This is a genomic window from Thioalkalivibrio sp. XN279, from assembly GCF_011089885.1.
Taxonomy (GTDB): Bacteria; Pseudomonadota; Gammaproteobacteria; order Steroidobacterales; family XN24; genus XN24.
In genome coordinates, this window is sequence record NZ_JAANBD010000023.1 from 331,818 (window position 1) to 348,319 (window position 16,502).

Here is a 16,502-nt window from a genome sequence, read left to right on the forward strand (position 1 = left end):
CCACGCTGCTGGACCTCAGCGTCCGAACACCCAGCGCAGGACAGACTCGTGCACGGCCTCGCCGATGCCGCGATGAGCATTCGGCGCATTCAGGATCACCACCGCCACGTAGCGCTCGCCCGAGCGGCTTTGCACCAGTCCGGCGATCGCCGACACGTCGTCGAGCCGTCCGGTCTTGAGACTGAGCCGGCCGGCCATGTCGCCGTCATGGCGGCGGCGCAGCGTGCCGTCGCGAGCCGCGATGGGCATCGACGCCATGAAGTCGGCCATCTGGGGGTGGTCCCAGGCGTCGAGCAGCATGTTGCCGAGGGCGGCTGCGGTGACCCTGGTGTCGCGCGACAGGCCGGAGCCGTTGTCCAGCAACAGCCCCGGCATCTCCAGCCCTCTCTTTTTCAGCCATGCGTCCACGGCAGCCCGGCCTTTCTCCGGCGTGGCCGGCGGGCCCGCATGCTCCAGCCCGAGTGTGAGCAGCAGGTGCCGGGTCATCGGGTTGTTGCTCCACTTGTTGATGGCGCGCACCTGGTCGTTGAGCGGCAGGGAAGGGAAGGCCAGCAGAGGCTGCGCGTCGGCCGGCGTCGCTTCGATGCGCAGGCCGCCCGTGATGCTCCCGCCCAGCTGGCGCCACAGGGCGCGGAACAGCGCGTCGGCAAACTCCGGCGCGGGCAGCACCGAGCGCCACAGGCTGTACGCGGTGCACCCCGTAGGAAAGGACCCGGACAGCACGGCATGCCGCCCCTCGAACCCGTCGGGGAGGTGGAAGGCCACGCCGCGCTGGAAGCCGCTGCATGGACCACGGCGATCGCCGATCTGGTTCTCGACGCGGAATCCTTCCAGCGGCGGATCGACGTAGACGCTCACGCCGGCGGCATCACGCATGACGCGGAATTCCACGGTGTTGCTGTTCACCAGCACGGCGCTGGGCAAGACGTTGTAGGCGCGGTAACGCTGGCTGTCGAAGTCGCCGGGATCCTCGCCGTTGGGCGCGAACAGGGTGTCGTCGATGACCAGGTCGCCGGCGATTTCCCGGATGCCGCGCGCGCGGACCTCGCGCAGCAGGGTCCAGAAGCGCTCCGTCGTGAGGCCCGGGTCGCCGCCCCCGCGCAGCACCAGGTCGCCCTCGAGGCGGCCGTTGCGCACCGGCCCGGTCACCAGCACCTCGGTTTTCCAAGTGTACGCCGGCCCGAGCACATCGAGCGCGGCGTAGCTGGTGAGGAGCTTGATGACCGAGGCCGGGCTGCGCGGCACGTGCTCGTTGAAGGCCAGCAGCGGGGCGGTCCCGTCGACGGCCTGCACGAAAATGCTCAGCCCGGCGCCGTCGAGCTGATGGCTGGCGAGCGCCGCGGCGATCGGTCGCGGCAGGGTCTCGGCGGGCAATGCCGCGGTCATCGAGAGTCCGAGCAGCAGTGCTGCGACGGCGCGCCTGAACATCGGGTCGAGCCTCCTGTGCTTGCAAGCGGTTACAATTGGCCGCGGCGAGCCGATTTGCTATAAACGGCCGGCACCGACTGGGCGCATGATGCCGAATCCGCGCTCCATCCAGCAACGAAACAGCCCTCAAGGAAGGCCCTGATGGCGGAATCTCTCCTCAAGAGAGTAGCCGATGGCGACAGCGGCGCCGTAAAGGAAGTCATGGACCAGTTCGGCGGCCTCGTATGGTCGCTGGCGCGGCGTTCCTGTTTCAACCCTGCGGACGCGGAGGACGCGACGCAGGAGATCTTCCTCGATATATGGAAGAGCGCGGGGCGCTATGACGAATCGAAAGGCTCGGAGACATTGTTCGTGGCAATGATCGCGCGCCGGCGGCTGATCGACCGGATCCGCCGCCAGGGCCGCGAGCCGCAGATGGAAGACGTGGACGCGCCCGGCTTCGAGCTCGCCGGGAGCACCTCGCTGGACGGCGAAACGGTCAGCGAGGCTGCCCTCGCGGCCCAGGCCGTTGCCACCCTGAAGCCGGCGCAACAGCGGGTGCTGGAACTCGGCTTGCTGCAGGGCTTGAGCCATAGCGAGATCGCTGACGTCACCGGGATGCCGCTGGGGACAGTGAAGACGCAGATGCGGCGCGGCCTGATCAAGGTGCGGGAGCTCATGCAGGTCGGCGAGCTGGCAGACCCCGGGGAGGGCGGCTCATGAGCGCCGTGCTTCCCGACGACGAGAGACTGCAGGAATTGCTGGCACTGCGCGCCGTGGAAGGCCTCGCGGAACACGAGCAGCGGGAATTGGAACACTTCAGCACGCGCTACCCACAGCTTGATACCGACGCGCTGGAACGCGTCGCGGCGTCGCTCGCGCTCGTCGGTCTCGAGCGCGAGCCGATGCCCGCTGCGCTGCGCGCGCGGGTGGAGGCGGATGCGGCGGCGTGGCTGTCGCAACGCAACAGCGCGCCGGAAGGCACCGGCAAGGCGTCGGCGCAACGTGTGGTCGAGCTGCGGCCCCGGCCTGCCCCGGCCACGGCCTGGGGCGGCTGGCTGGCGGCCGCGGCGACGCTGGTCCTGGCCGTGGTCGGTTGGCTGCAGGTGGATCGCACGGCGCAGGAGCGCGAGGCGCTCGCCGCGCGCCAGGCCGCGCTGGAGTCCGCTGTTTCGCGCCTCGAGCGCAGCCTGGCGGAGAAGGATGCGGCACTCGACGCCCTGCAGGAGCCCACGGCCGGCGAACTGCTGGCGGCGCTGGAGGGCCGTCCCGGGACGCGGGTGTTGCCCTGGTCGGCCACCGAGGACCCTGCCGCCGCCGAAGCCGGCGGCGCCGTGGTGTGGAACGGCGAGGCCCAGGCGGGCGTGATGCGATTCAGCGGCCTGCAGCCGAACGACCCTGCAGAGTGGCAATACCAGCTGTGGATATTCGACGCCGCCCGCGACGAGCGCTTCCCGGTGGATGGCGGCGTGTTCGACGTCGGGCCGGACGGCGAGGCGCTGGTGCCCATTCGCGCCAGCCTGCCGGTCGGCGAGGCGGTGCTGTTTGCCATCACGGTGGAGCGTCCCGGTGGCGTGGTGGTCTCGTCACGCGAGCGTATTGCGCTGGTGGCCCAGCCGGGCGCCTGAACGATTTCTTGAATCTGTCTTTCCCGCGCTGACCGAACAGTCAGTCAAGCCCGGAGTCTCCGGGTCATCCAGGAGGACAGACCATGAATCGACTGCTCAGCCGCGGCCTGCTGGCCGCGACTCTCGTGACGCTCGCCGCGTGCGGCAGCGACAGCGACAATTCCCTCACCGTGGTGGATCCGCCGACGCCGCCGGCGGTGGCGCAGCTGCAGGTCGTGCACGCCTCGGCCGACGCACCCGACGTCAACGTGCTGGTCAACGGCGCGGTCCCCGCGGGGCTTGCCGGGGTGCCGTTCGCAGCCGCATCGCCTTACCTGGAGCTCGAAGCCGGCACCATAGATGCCGCCGTCAACGCCATCCTGCCCGACGGCAGCGAGGTGGAAGTCCTGGCTGCGCCCGGCCTGGCGCTGGATGCCGACATCGCCTACACGGTGATCGCTGCCGGCAGCACCGCCGACCTGCTCGCTGCCGCAGGCGCGAACCCGCTCAATCTGTTCCTGCTGACGCGCCCGGTGGCGGAGGCCATCGACGGCGTGCGTATCCAGGTCCTGCACGGTTCGCCCTCCGCACCCGAGGTGGACGTCTATGTCAGTGCGCCGGACGCCGAGCTGGCCACCGTGACGCCGGCGACCTTCGCCTTCGGCGAGGTGCTCGACCTGGGCACCGTGCCTGCCGCGGAGTACCGGATCCGCATCACGCCCACCGGCAGCGAAGCCGTCGTGTTTGATTCCGGCGCCGTCGCGCTGCCTGACGGCGCCGACCTCAGCATCGTCGCCGTCGACAACGTTGGCCCCGGCAGCGCGCCTGTGGCTTTGCTCGCGGTGTTCGCTGACGGTACGGTCGTCGAGTTGCGCGACGGTGGGGCCGCCGCGCCCGCCGGCCTGACGGCGGTGCACAACTCTGCCGACGCCCCGGCCGTGTGTGTCGTCGCCGACGACGCCGGCACGGCCGAGGTCGAGCGCGTCGAACTGTTCCCCGGCGTGCCGTTCCGCGGCTTCGGCTATCTCGGCGAGGTGCCCCCGGGCAGCTACCTCGTCGGTCTCGAGGTCTTCGACGCCCAAACGGGCTGTGCCGGCACCTCGGCCGTGACTTTCGACACCCCGGTGGACTTCGCCGCCGGCGCGGAAGCGACCGGTATCGTGGTCGGTTCGCTCGGCGGGGGCACGCTGGAGCTGTTGCCGCTGGCCGATGACTTGCGTCCGATCGCGACCGAGGCCCGCGTGCGTATCGTGCACGGCTCCGAGGCCACCCCTGCGGTCGACATCTACGTCGTGCCGGCGGGTACGGACATCACGGCGCCCGATGTGACCCCGGACTTCAGCGCGGTCGAGTTCACGTCCTCCACCGGCTTCGTCGCGCTGCCCCCGGGGGAGTACGACGTGTTCGTGACGCTCGCAGGCGACACCACCCCGGCGATCGCCGTGGAGGGCGCGCTACTCGAAGGCGGCGACGTCATCAGCGCGATTGCCAGCGATCCGGCGGGCGAGGAGACGGCGCCGGGGCTGATCGTGATCGATCACCTGGAGCTGAAGAATCCGCCGCTCTGACTCGGGCGGCATAGGAGCGGGGGCGTCCATGCTGCGGCATGGACGCCCCTTTTTTTCCTAGAAGGCGAGGGTGTAGGGGCCGCCTTTTTTCAGCGCCCGCTGGTAGGCCGGCCGTGCGCCGATGCGTTGCACGAAATCGGCCAGGCGCGGCCGCGCTCTGCCGAGCAATCCGGCCGCGCCCGCCGCCTCCAGCGGGAAGCTGATCTGGATGTCCGCGGCGGTGAAGTCATCCCCGGCAAACCAGTCGCGCTGCTGCAGTTCGCCTTCCATGTAGTCCAGGTGCAGGTCGAGCTGCGGGCGGATGAAGGTGGACTGCACCTTGGCGGCGATGCCCTTGACCACGGGGCGCACGAAGAACGGCATCGGCGCCGCGGGCATCTTGCGGAACACCAGCGCCAGCAGCAGCGGCGGCATGGCCGAGCCCTCCGCGTAGTGCAGCCAGTAGGTGTAGCGCAGCCGCTCGGGGGTGTCTGGCGCCGGCAGGAGCCCGCTGTCCGCGCCGTAGCGGCCCACCAGGTACTCGATGACCGCACCCGATTCGGCGATGACCTGGCCCTCGTCCGTGACCACGGGCGACTTGCCGAGCGGGTGCACCTTGTGCAGCGACTTCGGCGCCAGCCCGGTTGCGGGATCCCGCTCGTAGCGCTTGACGCGGTACTGCAGCCCCAGTTCCTCGAGCAGCCAGAGGATGCGCTGCGAGCGCGAGTTCTCGAGATGGTGGACGGTGATCATGGCGTTCTCCCGCAAATCAGGCCGTCGATGCTATCGCTTTGCCGGGGCGGATAGAATGCCGGCATGAACACAGCATGCGAGAGACAGGCAGCCGACACGGTGCTGCTGGTGCGCCCGGTGGCCTTCCACGGCAATCCGGAGACGGCGGAGTCCAACGCCTTCCAGCGTCCGCCCGAAGCGGCGGACCCGGCCGCCGAGCAGGCCGCCGCGGCGGTGGAATTTGCCGGGCTGATGGAGGCCTTGTCCGCTGCCGGGGTCGGGACGGTCGTGGTCCCGGACAAGGTGTCGCCGGCGACACCCGACGCGGTGTTTCCCAACAACTGGGTCAGTTTCCATGCCGATGGCACCGCCGTGCTCTATCCCATGATGGCGCCGAGCCGTCGCGGCGAGCGGCGCCAGGACATACTCGAACTGCTCAGCAGCGCGCACGGCTTTCGCATCGAGCGGGTGCTGGACCTGTCGCCGCACGAGCAGGCCGGGCGGTTCCTGGAAGGCACCGGGAGCATGGTGCTGGACCGGGTGAACCGCGTGGCGTACGCCTGCCTGTCGCCGCGTACCGACGCGGAAGTGCTCGCGGAAGCCGCGCGGCTGCTCGACTACGAGCCCATCGCCTTCCTCGCCACCGATGCCGAGGGCATAGCCGTCTACCACACCAACGTCATGATGTGCCTCGGCGCGGATTTCGCGGTGTTGTGCGAACAGGCCATCGGCGACCCGGGACAGCGCGCCGCGGTGCGTCGCCGGCTCGAGCAGACCGGGCACGAGATCGTGCCCATCGATTTCACCCAGATGCGCAGCTTCGCCGGCAACATGCTGGAGCTGCGCGGACACGACGGCGAACGCGTGCTGGCGCTCTCGGCGCGGGCGCTCGAGTGCCTGGCGCCGGCGCAGGTGCAGGCGCTGGAGTCGCGCTGCCGGCTGCTGCCGGTGCCGGTGGCGGCGATCGAGGAGGGCGGCGGCGGCAGCGTGCGCTGCATGCTGGCGGAGGTGCACCTGCCACGCCGGGACTGAGCGTGCAGGCAATTTGCACATAATATGCAGTACACTCGGGCGCCTCCCGAGACTGCCAAGGTCACTGCATGAGCGCCGCTACCCGGATCCTGATGTGTCCGCCGGACTTCTTCGAGGTGGACTACGTGATCAACCCGTGGATGGACGGGCACGCGGGCTCGCTCGATCGCGAGCTCGCCCGGCGCCAGTGGGACGGCTTGCGCGCCGCCATCGCCGCCTGCGCCGAGGTGGTGCTGCTGCAGCCGCAGCCCGGACTGCCGGACCTGGTGTTCACGGCCAACGCCGGCTTCGTCCACGGCCACCGCGCGGTGCCGTCTCACTTCATGCCCCACGAGCGCCGTCCCGAGGAACCCTACCTGCGCGCCTGGTTCGAGGCGGAAGGCTTCGAGGTGCGCGTGTTGCCCGACAATGTCGCCTTCGAGGGCGCCGGGGACGCGCTCATCGATCGCGGCGGGCCCTGGCTGTGGGCGGGTTACGGCTTCCGCACCGAGATCGAGGCGCACGATTACCTGCGCCGCTGGTTCGATCTCGAGATCGTGTCCATCCGGCTCACGGACCCGCGCTTCTACCACATCGATACCTGCATGTGCCCGCTCGACGGCGGCTACCTGCTGTATCACCCGCCGGCTTTCGATGAGCCCTCGCGGGCGGAGATCGAGCGCCGCGTGCCGGCGGCGCGCCGCATCCCGGTCGGCGTCGAGGACGCGGGCCACTTCGCCTGCAATGCCGTGAACATCGGGCGCCAGGTCTTCATGAACCGCGCGCGCGCCGAACTCGTGGCGGAGCTCGAGGCCCATGGCTTCGAAGTGGTGCAGTTGCCGCTGTCCGAGTTCCTCAAGGCCGGCGGCTCGGCGAAATGCCTGACGCTCAAGCTCACGGAGCCGGTGGCACGCGGCTAGAATAGTGGCTCGTCCCAAGGGAGAGCCCAGATGTCCGATCGTCCCCGCGTCTGCGTCATCGGCGCCGGCTCCAGCGGCATCGCCGTGGTGAAGGCGCTCAAGGACCGCGGCATTCCCCAGGTCTGTTACGAGAAGGGCGACGACATCGGCGGCAACTGGTATTTCCGCAACAGCAACGGCATGTCCGCGGCCTACGAGTCGCTGCACATCAACACGGATGCGAAGCTGATGGAGTACCGCGATTACCCGATGCCGCCGGACACGCCGGACTATCCCAGCCATCGCGTCATCAAGGCCTATTTCGACGATTACGCCGCGCACTTCGGCCTGCGCGAGCACATCCGCTGCAACACCGAGGTGACGCGCGCCGAGCGCGCCGCAGACGGCTCCTGGGCGGTGACGCTCGACAGCGGCGAGACCGAGCGTTTCGACGCCCTGGTGGTGGCCAACGGCCACCACTGGGACCCGCGCTGGCCCGAGCCGCCGTACACCGGCGAGTTCGACGGCGCGCAGATCCATTCGCACCAGTACATGAACCCGCATGAGCCGCTGGATTTCCACGGCAAGCGCGTGCTCGTCGTCGGCATGGGCAACAGCGCCATGGACATCGCCTGCGAGCTGTCGCGCCCCGGCATCGCGGAGAAACTGTTTCTCTCCGCCCGCAACGGCGTGTGGATACTGCCCAAGTACCTGTTCGGCATCCCGATGTCGCGTCTCGGCATGCTGCCGCACTGGGTGCCGTGGCAGATCGGCGGCTTCCTCACCCGTCTCGCGGTGACGCTCAACGCCGGCTCGCCCTGGCGCTTCGGCCTGCCGCGCCCGACGCACCGCATGCTCCAGGCCCATCCCACCATCAGCCAGGAAATCTACATGCGCCTCGGCAGCGGCGACGTGCTGCCGCGCCCCGGCATTCGCATGCTCAAGGGCGACCGGGTCGAATTCAGCGACGGGCGCGAGGAGCAGGTCGACGTCATCGTATGGTGCACCGGTTACAAGCTCAGCCTGCCGTTCTTCGATCCGGGCTTCATCTCCGCGCCGGGCAACGACCTGCCGCTGTGGGAGCGCATGATCAAGCCGGGCATCGACAACCTCTACTTCGTCGGCCTGTTGCAGCCCCTGGGCGCCATCATGCCGATCGCCGAGGCACAGGGGCGCTTCATCGGCGATCACCTGCTCGGGCGCATCGTGCTGCCCGATACGGCGGAGATGCAGCGCGCCATGGCGAAAGAGCGCGCGGCCATGTTCCGCCGTTACCAGGACCACGCACCGCGCCACACCATGCAGGTGGACTTCGAAGCCTACCTGCACCGGCTGCGCAAGCATGCACGCCGCGGCCGCCGCCTCGCCGCGGACGCAGCGTAGGGCCCGGTGGCGCTGCGCCGACTGCTGGCGCGCGGGCTCGTGCGCACCCTGGTGCGGCGCGACCTGGCGCCATCCCGCTCCCTGGCGGCGCGCCGCCGTGCCGTGGACCGCGCCGCTCGCCTGCTGCGCCTGCCGCGCGGGGTACGCAGCATGCCCGCGGCGGGTTTTCCAGGCAGCGAGTGGCTGCTGCCTGCAGGCGTCGCGACGGCAGACAGCGGTCCAGCAATTCTCTACCTGCACGGCGGCGGCTTCGTGCTCGGCTCGCCGCGCAGCCACCGCAGCGTGGCGGCGCACCTCGCGGCGGCCTGCGCGCGGCCGGTGCTGCTGCTCGATTACCCACTGGCGCCGGAGCAGGCCTTCCCGGCAGCGCCCGACACGGTGCTGGAGGCGTGGGAGCGGGTGACGGCTGCGGGCGGGCGTCCCATCGCGCTGGCGGGGGATTCGGCCGGGGGCTGGCTGGCGCTGCGGCTGGCATTGCAGGCGGGCGCCATGGGCCTGCCGGCGCCGACGGCAATGGCGCTGTTCTCGCCCCTGCTCGATCTCGGGCGGGCCTCGGCCTCGACCGCGCCCGACCTCATGCTCCCGCCCGGCTTTGTCGCCGCGGGCATCCGGGCGTTTGCGGGCGGGCTGCCGCCGGCAGACCCGCGGCTCGACCTGCTCGGCCAGTCGCTGGCGGGGCTGCCCCCGCTGTTCATTGCCTACGATGCCGACGAGATGCTGGCCCCAGACAGCCGGCGCCTCGCCGAGGCGGCTGCGGCAGCCGGTGTGCGCGTGCGCGTCGCAGCGGAGAGCGGGCTGTGGCATGCATGGCCGCTGCTGGCCGGCCTGTTGCCCGAGGCCGGCGCCACCCTGCGCCAGGCGGCGGCGGTGCTCGCGCCGCGGCGAGGAGCCGTCTCCTGATGCTGTTGCACAATCCGACACTGCGATTGCTGGCCGGGGCCGCGATGATCAGCTTCGCCCCGGTGTTCGTGCGCCTGACCCCGGTCAGCCCGACCGACAGCGCCTTCTATCGCACCCTGTTCGGCGGCCTGATGCTGGCCGCCTGGGTATTCGCCCGGCGCACCCCGGTGGAGCGGCGCTCGGGGCTGGCGCTGGTCGCGCTGCTGGCGGCCGGGTTGCTGTTCGCCGCCGACCTCGCCGTGTGGCACCGGAGCATCTGGTACGTGGGCCCCGGGCTGGCGACACTGCTGGGCAATTTCCAGGTGTTCGTGCTGGCGCTTGTCGGTATCGTCTTCTTCCGCGAAAAGGCGCGCTGGGAGCTGATGCTCGCCATCCCCATGGCCTTCGTGGGTCTCGGCCTGATCGTCGGTTTCGAGTGGCGCTCGCTGGATGCGGAGTATCGCTGGGGGATCTTGTTCGGCCTCGCCACCGCCTTGTTCTACTCCGCGTACATCCTGTCGCTGCGGCGTGCACGCGCGGCCAGCCCCCAGGGCTCGATCGCCGCGGACCTGATGATCGTGTCGCTGGTCTCGGCGGCCTGCCTGTACCTCGGCTCCGGGGTCGGCGGCGCCGGCATCGCGCTGCCCGACCCGGGCGCCGCATGGATGCTGGCGGCTTATGCGCTGGTGGCCCAGGTGGTCGGCTGGCTGCTGATCTCCGGCAGCCTGCCGCACGTGCCGGCCTCGCGCGTGGGCCTGATCCTGTTGTTGCAGCCGACCCTGGCCTTCATCTGGGACGTGCTGATTTTCGCGCGCGAGTTCGGCGCCCGCGAGACGGCCGGCGCCGCACTGGCCATCGCCGCCATCGGCCTCGGCTCGCTGCCGCGACGCGGCGGCAAACGCCCGGCCTGAGCGCGCCGCCCTCAGGTCCAGAGGGCGATGGCGCCCGCCGCCACCTCGATTTCCAGCCGCTCGACCTCCAGCCCCAGCAGTTCCCCGTCTGCCTGGGCCGGCACCGGCCGGTCGCTCGTCACTTCCAGCCGGCGCGCCCGGGCCTGGTGCGCGATGGGCAGCCGCCCGTGCGTTCCGCGCATGACGCTCGGCGCGTGGCGCAGGACCTGGAAGCGGCCGAGTGCGTCGGCCCACACCAGGTCGAGACAGCCGTCATCCAGCTCGGCCTGTGGCGCGAGGTGGAACAGTCCCCCGGCGTAGCGGCCGTTGCAGGCCGCCACCAGCGTCACTGCACGCCGGTCTTCGCCGCCGTTCCCGTCGGCATCCTCCCAGCGCAGCGTGCACACCGGGTCGCCGATGCCCGCGTACAGCGCCCCGACGAGTCCGGCGGCATAGCCCAGCGCGCCCGGCAGCCACTTGTGGCCGGCGGTGGCGTGGGCGATCGCCGCATCGAAGCCGAGTCCGACGGCGTTGATGAACCAGCGTCCGTTGACCCGCCCGGCGTCTACGCGGCGCGCTGTGCAGCCGCCGGCCAGCAAGGCGCAGGCCCGGCGCCAGTCGCGCGGCAGCCCGGCGGACTTGATGAAGTCGTTGCCGGTGCCGAGCGGCACGATACCGAGGATGGTGGGTGCGCCCGGCACCTCGAGCAGGCCGCGCGCCACCTCCGACAGGGTGCCGTCGCCGCCGAGCACAATGACCCTGGCGCGGCCGCGCCCGGCTTCGTTTGCCGCGGCTTCAGCCAGGTGTCCGGGGCCGCGGCTGACCACGGTCTCGACCCGCATGCCGGCGCTCGCCAGCAGCTTTGCGGCGCGGGCGCCGAGCCGATCGCCACGCCCGCTGCCGGCAGCGGGGTTGGCGAGCAGTACGACGGCCTCTGGCATGGGGTTCCTCCGCAGCGACGCCGCGCAGCATAACCCAGGCCTGCCGCGCCGCGAGCACGCACAGGTGCCCGTGATCCGGGCTAGAATCGGGCCTTTCGTCGCCGCATCGCCCCGCCATGCTCGAACTCGCCTGCAAGCTCATCCTCGGCTACCTGGCCGGGTCCATCGTCGGCAGCCTGGTGGTCGGGCGCCTGCGCGGCGTCGACATCCGGCTGCTCGGCAGCGGCAACGCCGGCGGCACCAATGCCTTGCGCACCCAGGGCAAGGGTTTCGCCCTCGCGGTGGTGCTCATCGACGTGCTGAAGGCGGTCCTGCCCATCCTCTGGCTGACTGGCGCCGCGCTGCCCGGGGTGCCGGTGGATGCCGCGGTGTCGCGCGAGGCCGTGGCCGTGGTCATCGGGGCCGGCGCCGTGGCCGGGCACGTGTGGCCGGTGTTCTTCGGCTTCCGCGGCGGCAAGGGCATGGCGACGCTGGTCGGCGCCTACGCCGCCATCGAGGCTGCCTTGCTGGCGCCGGTGCTGGCGGGATGGGTGCTGGTGGCGGTGATTGGCGGCTACGTGGGCATCGCGACCATGTCTGCGGCGGCGGTGGCTCCGCTGTGGCTGGCCGTCACCGGGCAGGCCGGGCGGCCGCTGTTCTGGTTCGCGCTGCTGATGGCGGTGTTCGTGGCCTGGACCCACCGCAGCAACATCGCGCGCCTGCGCGCCCGCACGGAGCACCGCATGTTCCGCGGCCTGCTGGGCCGGCGGCGATGAGCTTCAACATGGCGCTGCTGCGGGCGCTGGCTCCGGGAGACCCGGTCTCGGGCACGGCGCTCGGGCGCGCGCTGGGGACCAGCCGTACCGCGATCTGGAAGGGTATACAGCGGCTGGTCGACCTCGGACTCGAGGTGGAAGCGAAGCCCGGCCTGGGCTACCGCCTGGCGGCGCCGCTCGAGTTGCTGGACGCGGCCCGCCTGCGGCGTGCCTTGCCGGCGGCGGCGAGCGCCAGGCTTGCCCGGCTGGAAGTGCTGGCAGAAACCGATTCCACCAACAGCCGCGTGCTTTTCTCGGACGCGGCGCCCGGCGTGCTGGTGGCCTGCCTCGCGGAACACCAGAGCGCCGGCCGCGGTCGCCACGGGCGTGCATGGCTGGCCGCGCCAGGGCGGGGCGTGTGCCTGTCGGTCGGCGGGCGCATGCCGGCCAGTCCGGCAGACTTCGCCGGCCTGCCGCCCGCCGTGGGCCTCGCTTGCGCCGAGGCGCTGGAACGGCTGGGGGTACCGGGTGTGCGGCTGAAATGGCCCAACGACCTGTTGCTGGGCGACGCCAAGCTCGGCGGCATCCTCATCGAGCTGCGTGGCGAGGCCCAGGGACCGGCCACTGTGGCGGTGGGCATCGGCCTGAACCTGCACGTCGGCGCGCCGATGCGGGCCGCGATCGGTGCGGCAGGCGGGTTGCCGCCGGCCGCGCTGGCTGATGCGGCACCCGATGTCGGCCGCAACGAAGTGGCCGCGGCGCTGCTGGCGGCGGTCGTCGAAACCCTCGCGCAGATGCCGGGGGGGCTGGGCGAGGAGGCGCTCGCAGCATGGGTGCGTCGTGACGCCCTGCGCGACCGCGCGGTGCGGCTGGAGACCCCGGGGCGCGCGGAAACCGGTATCGCGCGCGGCATAGACGCCACCGGCGCCTTGCTGCTCGAGACCGCCGACGGGACCCTGCGGCGCGTCACCGCCGGCGAGGTGACGCTGAGGCCGGCGGCATGACCCTGTTGCTGGATCTCGGCAATACCCGCCTCAAGGCGGCGCGCAGCGACGGCAGTGGCGGCCTGGAGCTGCTGGGAGAGGCCTCCCATCGTGAGCACGGCATGGCCGGGGCGCTGGCCCGGGCGCTGGGCGCGTCCGCGCCCGGCGCGGGTGTGGCCTGGTGCGCCAATGTCGCCGGGCCGGCGGCCGGCGAAGCCTTGGCGGCGGCGCTGGCACAGGCCGGCGGCGGCGGCCTCAGTTTCCTGCGCGCCGCCCCGGAAGCCTGCGGCGTGAGCTGTGCGTACGCGGAGCCGGCGCGCCTGGGCGCGGACCGCTGGGCGGCGCTGCTGGGCGCGCGCGGCCTGTCGGCGGCCCCCTGCGTGGTAGTGGATGCCGGCTCGGCTCTGACCATCGACGCCATGGCAGCGCAGGGCCGCCATCTCGGCGGCTGGATCCTGCCGGGGCTGGCGATGATGGTGGACGCCCTGGAGGCTCGCACCGGGGACCTGGCGCGCTTCCGCCAGGCCTCGGCCCCCGCGGTCACCGGTGGTTTCCCGACCGACACCCGGTCGGCGATGGAAGAGGGCGCCCGCCTGGCTGCCCTGGGTGCGGTGGCGGCAGCGCAGGAGAGACTTGCGCTGCATGCCGGGGCGCCAGCGCGGCTTTTCCTGACCGGGGGAGATGCGCCGGCGCTGCACTCCGCGCTGGAAACTGCGGAGCTCGTGCCCGAGCTGGTGCTGCTGGGACTGGCGCGCGCCGCGGCCGGGAACCCGGTGTCGAATATGAACGCTTGCTGAACCCTGGGGCAGGGCTGATCGTGGCCTTTACGCATGTTCCGGCGGGAGCGCATCGGTATACTGGCATCGACTATGTCATCGTCATGAGTCCAGGAGGACTGAAGTTATGAAGAAGCTCACCATCGCGATTCTCGCTGCCCCCATTCTGGCGTTCAGCGGTGCCGCGCTGGCCGGCGACGCCGATGCCGGCAAGGCCAAGGCCGAAGAACTGTATTGCATGGATTGCCATGCCGGCGAAGACTTCGCCGGTATGAGCCTCGAGGAGATCACGGCAGCCCTCGCGGCCCTGAAGAGCCCCGACTCCGCGCATCCCCCGGGCACCGAGGACATGACGGAAGCCGATATTCCCGACCTGGCCGCCTACTTCTACGCGGCCGGCGGCGGCCAGTAAGCCGTCTCCACGGTCTGTGACCAGGCGCCGCCCCCGGGAGACCGGGGGCGGCGTTCTTAATTGCCCGTCCCGCCTGTGGCGGCGCCGGCGGTTGCCGCAGGCGCGGGGCGCTCCTAGAATGCGCCGGCAGGCCGGTGTAGCTCAGTTGGCAGAGCGGCTGATTTGTAATCAGCAGGTCGCAGGTTCGACCCCTGTCGCCGGCTCCAGTGTTGTCCCCAGCCGACTGCAGCCGAGGCCGAAGTCGACTATACTCCGTCGCCCACTTTCCTAACCGAAGGAAACCTGTACATGAAGAAGCTTGCCATCGCCCTGATGTCCCTGCCCCTGGTTGCCGTCAGCGGGGCTGCCCTTGCGGGCGACGCCGCGGCCGGTGCTGAGAAGGCCACGCTCTGCCTGGATTGCCATATGGCCGACGATTTCAGCGGCCTCGGCGCCGAGGAGATCGAGGCCCTGATCGTTGCCGCCAAGGGTGGCGAGGACCATCCCCCCGAGATCGGTGACCTGGCCGACGAAGACATCGCCGACGTGGCGGCCTTCTTCGCCCACGAGGGCGCCAAGTAGCCTGACGCCGGTTCGTCCGGGACCCGCGGCGGGGGCCACGGCCCCCGCCGTTTCTGTTGACACCCTCCCGCCCGCGTTTAATAATACGCGGCTTGCGCTTTTGGGAGGGGTACCCAAGCGGTCAACGGGGGCAGACTGTAAATCTGCTGGCTCAGCCTTCGGAGGTTCGAATCCTCCCCCCTCCACCACGCGTCCGCGGCGCAGGCCGTGAGGCGCGACGGCAGACAGGCCTGGGGCCGAGACATGAGACCACGCGCGGGCGTAGTTCAACGGTAGAACCTCAGCCTTCCAAGCTGATGATGTGGGTTCGATTCCCATCGCCCGCTCCAGATGGGGGCCGCGCCCGCGGGGCGGACAGGGTTTAGAGAAAGGATCGCAGCCCACATAGCTCAGACGGTAGAGCACTTCCTTGGTAAGGAAGAGGTCACCGGTTCAAGTCCGGTTGTGGGCTCCATGACAGGCGCGAGAAGATTCAGGCGGACGGGCCGCGAGGCACGCCGCGTTTTTTAGGCAGACAAATTCACTGATCAGTCCGGAGTCGAGCACCGATGTCCAAGGCGAAATTCGAACGTACGAAGCCGCATGTGAATGTGGGGACGATTGGTCATGTTGATCATGGCAAGACGACCTTGACGGCGGCGTTGACGAAGGTGATGGCGGAGAAGTTTGGTGGTGAGGTGAGTGCTTACGACCAGATTGACAAGGCGCCGGAGGAGAAGGCGCGCGGCATCACGATTGCGACGGCGCACGTGGAGTATCAGTCGGCGGCGCGTCATTACGCGCACGTGGACTGTCCTGGGCATGCGGACTACATCAAGAACATGATCACGGGTGCGGCGCAGATGGACGGCGCGATCCTGGTGGTGTCGGCGGCGGATGGTCCGATGCCGCAGACGCGCGAGCATATTTTGCTGGCGCGGCAGGTGGGTGTGCCTTACATCGTGGTGTACCTGAACAAGGCGGACATGGTGGACGATGCTGAGCTTCTGGAGCTGGTTGAGCTCGAGGTTCGGGATCTTTTGAGCACGTACGAGTTCCCTGGCGATGACACGCCGATCATTACTGGTTCGGCGCTGAAGGCGTTTGACGGTGACACGAGCGAGATCGGGGTGCCCTCGATCGAGAAGCTGGTGGCGGCGATGGACGATTACATTCCGGAGCCGGAGCGTGCTGTGGATGGTGCCTTCCTGATGCCGATCGAGGACGTGTTCTCGATTTCGGGTCGTGGCACGGTGGTGACGGGGCGCATTGAGCGCGGCATCGTGAAGGTGGGTGACGAGGTGTCGATTGTAGGCATCCGTGACACCACGAAGACGACGGTGACGGGTGTGGAGATGTTCCGCAAGCTGCTGGACCAGGGCCAGGCGGGTGACAACGTGGGTGTGCTGCTGCGCGGCACGAAGCGTGATGACGTGGAGCGTGGCCAGGTGCTGGCGAAGCCGAACTCGATCACGCCGCACACCAAGTTCCAGGCCGAGGTTTACATCCTGACGAAGGAAGAGGGTGGACGTCATACGCCGTTCTTCAAGGGATACCGGCCGCAGTTTTATTTCCGCACCACGGACGTGACCGGGATGGTCGAGCTGCCGGAGGGTGTGGAGATGGTGATGCCTGGCGACAACGTGCAGATGCAGGTGGAGCTGATTGCGCCGATCGCGATGGAAGAAGGCTTGCGCTTCGCCATCCGCGAGGGCGGCCGCACCGTCGGCGCCGGCGTCGTGGCGAAGATTTACGAATAAG

General features: G+C 70.1%; 17 protein-coding genes and 4 tRNA genes. 18 read left to right on the forward strand and 3 right to left on the reverse strand.

The genetic code is table 11. The features are described 5' to 3' along the window. Positions 1-15: 15 nt before the first annotated feature. Complete coding sequence (gene dacB / locus G8346_RS04560; RefSeq protein WP_166048643.1) at positions 16-1,428, reverse strand: D-alanyl-D-alanine carboxypeptidase/D-alanyl-D-alanine-endopeptidase; 1,413 nt, start codon at positions 1,426-1,428, stop codon at positions 16-18. A gap of 141 nt (positions 1,429-1,569) precedes the next feature. Here dacB and G8346_RS04565 point away from each other — a divergent pair, with 141 nt between their 5' ends. From G8346_RS04565 to G8346_RS04575, 3 genes are all read left to right on the forward strand, one after another. After that, a complete protein-coding gene (locus tag G8346_RS04565; RefSeq protein WP_166048645.1) occupies positions 1,570-2,130 on the forward strand; it encodes an RNA polymerase sigma factor in 561 nt (186 codons plus the stop codon). Further along, complete coding sequence (locus G8346_RS04570) at positions 2,127-3,035, forward strand: anti-sigma factor domain-containing protein (protein WP_166048647.1); 909 nt, start codon at positions 2,127-2,129, stop codon at positions 3,033-3,035. Before G8346_RS04565 ends, G8346_RS04570 begins: the two co-directional genes overlap by 4 nt. A gap of 83 nt (positions 3,036-3,118) precedes the next feature. Further along, positions 3,119-4,582, forward strand: a complete 1,464-nt coding sequence (locus tag G8346_RS04575; protein WP_166048649.1) for a DUF4397 domain-containing protein — start codon at positions 3,119-3,121, stop codon at positions 4,580-4,582. A 57-nt stretch (positions 4,583-4,639) separates the two neighbouring features. On the opposite strand, the gene G8346_RS04580 is transcribed toward G8346_RS04575, so the two are convergent. Next, positions 4,640-5,314 (reverse strand): glutathione S-transferase, encoded by a 675-nt coding sequence (locus G8346_RS04580; protein WP_166048651.1) that lies wholly within the window; start codon positions 5,312-5,314, stop codon positions 4,640-4,642. A gap of 63 nt (positions 5,315-5,377) precedes the next feature. Here G8346_RS04580 and ctlX point away from each other — a divergent pair, with 63 nt between their 5' ends. The 5 genes from ctlX (at position 5,378) to G8346_RS04605 (ending at position 10,376) form a co-directional block, all read left to right on the forward strand. Further along, entirely contained in the window at positions 5,378-6,325 is a 948-nt protein-coding gene (gene ctlX, locus G8346_RS04585; RefSeq protein WP_166048653.1) for a citrulline utilization hydrolase CtlX, read from the forward strand. 68 nt (positions 6,326-6,393) lie between these two features. After that, the gene (locus tag G8346_RS04590; protein WP_166048655.1) at positions 6,394-7,224 is read left to right on the forward strand and encodes a dimethylarginine dimethylaminohydrolase family protein; all 831 of its coding nucleotides are present in this window, start codon (positions 6,394-6,396) and stop codon (positions 7,222-7,224) included. 30 nt (positions 7,225-7,254) lie between these two features. Then, a complete protein-coding gene (locus tag G8346_RS04595; protein ID WP_166048657.1) occupies positions 7,255-8,586 on the forward strand; it encodes an NAD(P)/FAD-dependent oxidoreductase in 1,332 nt (443 codons plus the stop codon). A gap of 6 nt (positions 8,587-8,592) precedes the next feature. Further along, complete coding sequence (locus tag G8346_RS04600) at positions 8,593-9,486, forward strand: YqiA/YcfP family alpha/beta fold hydrolase (RefSeq protein ID WP_166048659.1); 894 nt, start codon at positions 8,593-8,595, stop codon at positions 9,484-9,486. Continuing rightward, positions 9,486-10,376, forward strand: coding sequence for a DMT family transporter (locus G8346_RS04605; protein WP_166048661.1), 891 nt, complete (start codon positions 9,486-9,488; stop codon positions 10,374-10,376). The genes G8346_RS04600 and G8346_RS04605 overlap by 1 nt, the downstream gene beginning before the upstream one ends. Positions 10,377-10,387: 11 nt before the next feature. Here G8346_RS04605 and G8346_RS04610 read toward each other — a convergent pair whose 3' ends face one another. Further along, positions 10,388-11,296 carry a diacylglycerol kinase family protein gene (locus G8346_RS04610; protein WP_166048663.1) on the reverse strand — a complete coding sequence of 303 codons (909 nt, stop codon included), beginning with the start codon at positions 11,294-11,296 and terminating at the stop codon, positions 10,388-10,390. Positions 11,297-11,412: 116 nt separating this feature from the next. Between G8346_RS04610 and G8346_RS04615 the strand changes: the two genes are divergently transcribed. The 10 genes from G8346_RS04615 (at position 11,413) to tuf (ending at position 16,501) form a co-directional block, all read left to right on the forward strand. Next, entirely contained in the window at positions 11,413-12,051 is a 639-nt protein-coding gene (locus G8346_RS04615; RefSeq protein ID WP_166048665.1) for a glycerol-3-phosphate acyltransferase, read from the forward strand. Next, positions 12,048-13,034, forward strand: coding sequence for a biotin--[acetyl-CoA-carboxylase] ligase (locus G8346_RS04620; protein WP_166048667.1), 987 nt, complete (start codon positions 12,048-12,050; stop codon positions 13,032-13,034). The genes G8346_RS04615 and G8346_RS04620 overlap by 4 nt, the downstream gene beginning before the upstream one ends. Then, positions 13,031-13,810, forward strand: coding sequence for a type III pantothenate kinase (locus G8346_RS04625; protein ID WP_166048669.1), 780 nt, complete (start codon positions 13,031-13,033; stop codon positions 13,808-13,810). Before G8346_RS04620 ends, G8346_RS04625 begins: the two co-directional genes overlap by 4 nt. A 106-nt stretch (positions 13,811-13,916) precedes the next feature. Next, positions 13,917-14,201 carry a hypothetical protein gene (locus G8346_RS04630; RefSeq protein ID WP_166048671.1) on the forward strand — a complete coding sequence of 95 codons (285 nt, stop codon included), beginning with the start codon at positions 13,917-13,919 and terminating at the stop codon, positions 14,199-14,201. Positions 14,202-14,331: 130 nt separating this feature from the next. Continuing rightward, positions 14,332-14,407: transfer RNA gene (locus G8346_RS04635), tRNA-Thr, on the forward strand. Positions 14,408-14,489: 82 nt separating this feature from the next. After that, complete coding sequence (locus G8346_RS04640; protein ID WP_166048673.1) at positions 14,490-14,762, forward strand: hypothetical protein; 273 nt, start codon at positions 14,490-14,492, stop codon at positions 14,760-14,762. Between the two features lie 103 nt (positions 14,763-14,865). Continuing rightward, a tRNA-Tyr gene (locus tag G8346_RS04645) sits at positions 14,866-14,950 on the forward strand. 67 nt (positions 14,951-15,017) lie between these two features. Further along, positions 15,018-15,091, forward strand: a tRNA-Gly gene (locus G8346_RS04650). A 49-nt stretch (positions 15,092-15,140) separates the two neighbouring features. After that, positions 15,141-15,216: transfer RNA gene (locus tag G8346_RS04655), tRNA-Thr, on the forward strand. A gap of 94 nt (positions 15,217-15,310) precedes the next feature. Further along, entirely contained in the window at positions 15,311-16,501 is a 1,191-nt protein-coding gene (gene tuf, locus G8346_RS04660; protein ID WP_166048675.1) for an elongation factor Tu, read from the forward strand. Position 16,502 lies beyond the last annotated feature (1 nt).

Coding starts and splice junctions, on each gene's coding strand:
- G8346_RS04615 (WP_166048665.1), top strand. CDS start 11,413: ATGCTCGAACTCGCCTGCAAGCTCATCCTCGGCTACCTGGCCGGGTCC.
- G8346_RS04640 (WP_166048673.1), top strand. CDS start 14,490: ATGAAGAAGCTTGCCATCGCCCTGATGTCCCTGCCCCTGGTTGCCGTC.
- dacB (WP_166048643.1), bottom strand. CDS start 1,428: ATGTTCAGGCGCGCCGTCGCAGCACTGCTGCTCGGACTCTCGATGACC.
- G8346_RS04580 (WP_166048651.1), bottom strand. CDS start 5,314: ATGATCACCGTCCACCATCTCGAGAACTCGCGCTCGCAGCGCATCCTC.
- G8346_RS04605 (WP_166048661.1), top strand. CDS start 9,486: ATGCTGTTGCACAATCCGACACTGCGATTGCTGGCCGGGGCCGCGATG.
- ctlX (WP_166048653.1), top strand. CDS start 5,378: ATGAACACAGCATGCGAGAGACAGGCAGCCGACACGGTGCTGCTGGTG.
- G8346_RS04595 (WP_166048657.1), top strand. CDS start 7,255: ATGTCCGATCGTCCCCGCGTCTGCGTCATCGGCGCCGGCTCCAGCGGC.
- G8346_RS04565 (WP_166048645.1), top strand. CDS start 1,570: ATGGCGGAATCTCTCCTCAAGAGAGTAGCCGATGGCGACAGCGGCGCC.
- tuf (WP_166048675.1), top strand. CDS start 15,311: ATGTCCAAGGCGAAATTCGAACGTACGAAGCCGCATGTGAATGTGGGG.
- G8346_RS04610 (WP_166048663.1), bottom strand. CDS start 11,296: ATGCCAGAGGCCGTCGTACTGCTCGCCAACCCCGCTGCCGGCAGCGGG.
- G8346_RS04620 (WP_166048667.1), top strand. CDS start 12,048: ATGAGCTTCAACATGGCGCTGCTGCGGGCGCTGGCTCCGGGAGACCCG.
- G8346_RS04590 (WP_166048655.1), top strand. CDS start 6,394: ATGAGCGCCGCTACCCGGATCCTGATGTGTCCGCCGGACTTCTTCGAG.
- G8346_RS04570 (WP_166048647.1), top strand. CDS start 2,127: ATGAGCGCCGTGCTTCCCGACGACGAGAGACTGCAGGAATTGCTGGCA.
- G8346_RS04630 (WP_166048671.1), top strand. CDS start 13,917: ATGAAGAAGCTCACCATCGCGATTCTCGCTGCCCCCATTCTGGCGTTC.
- G8346_RS04625 (WP_166048669.1), top strand. CDS start 13,031: ATGACCCTGTTGCTGGATCTCGGCAATACCCGCCTCAAGGCGGCGCGC.
- G8346_RS04575 (WP_166048649.1), top strand. CDS start 3,119: ATGAATCGACTGCTCAGCCGCGGCCTGCTGGCCGCGACTCTCGTGACG.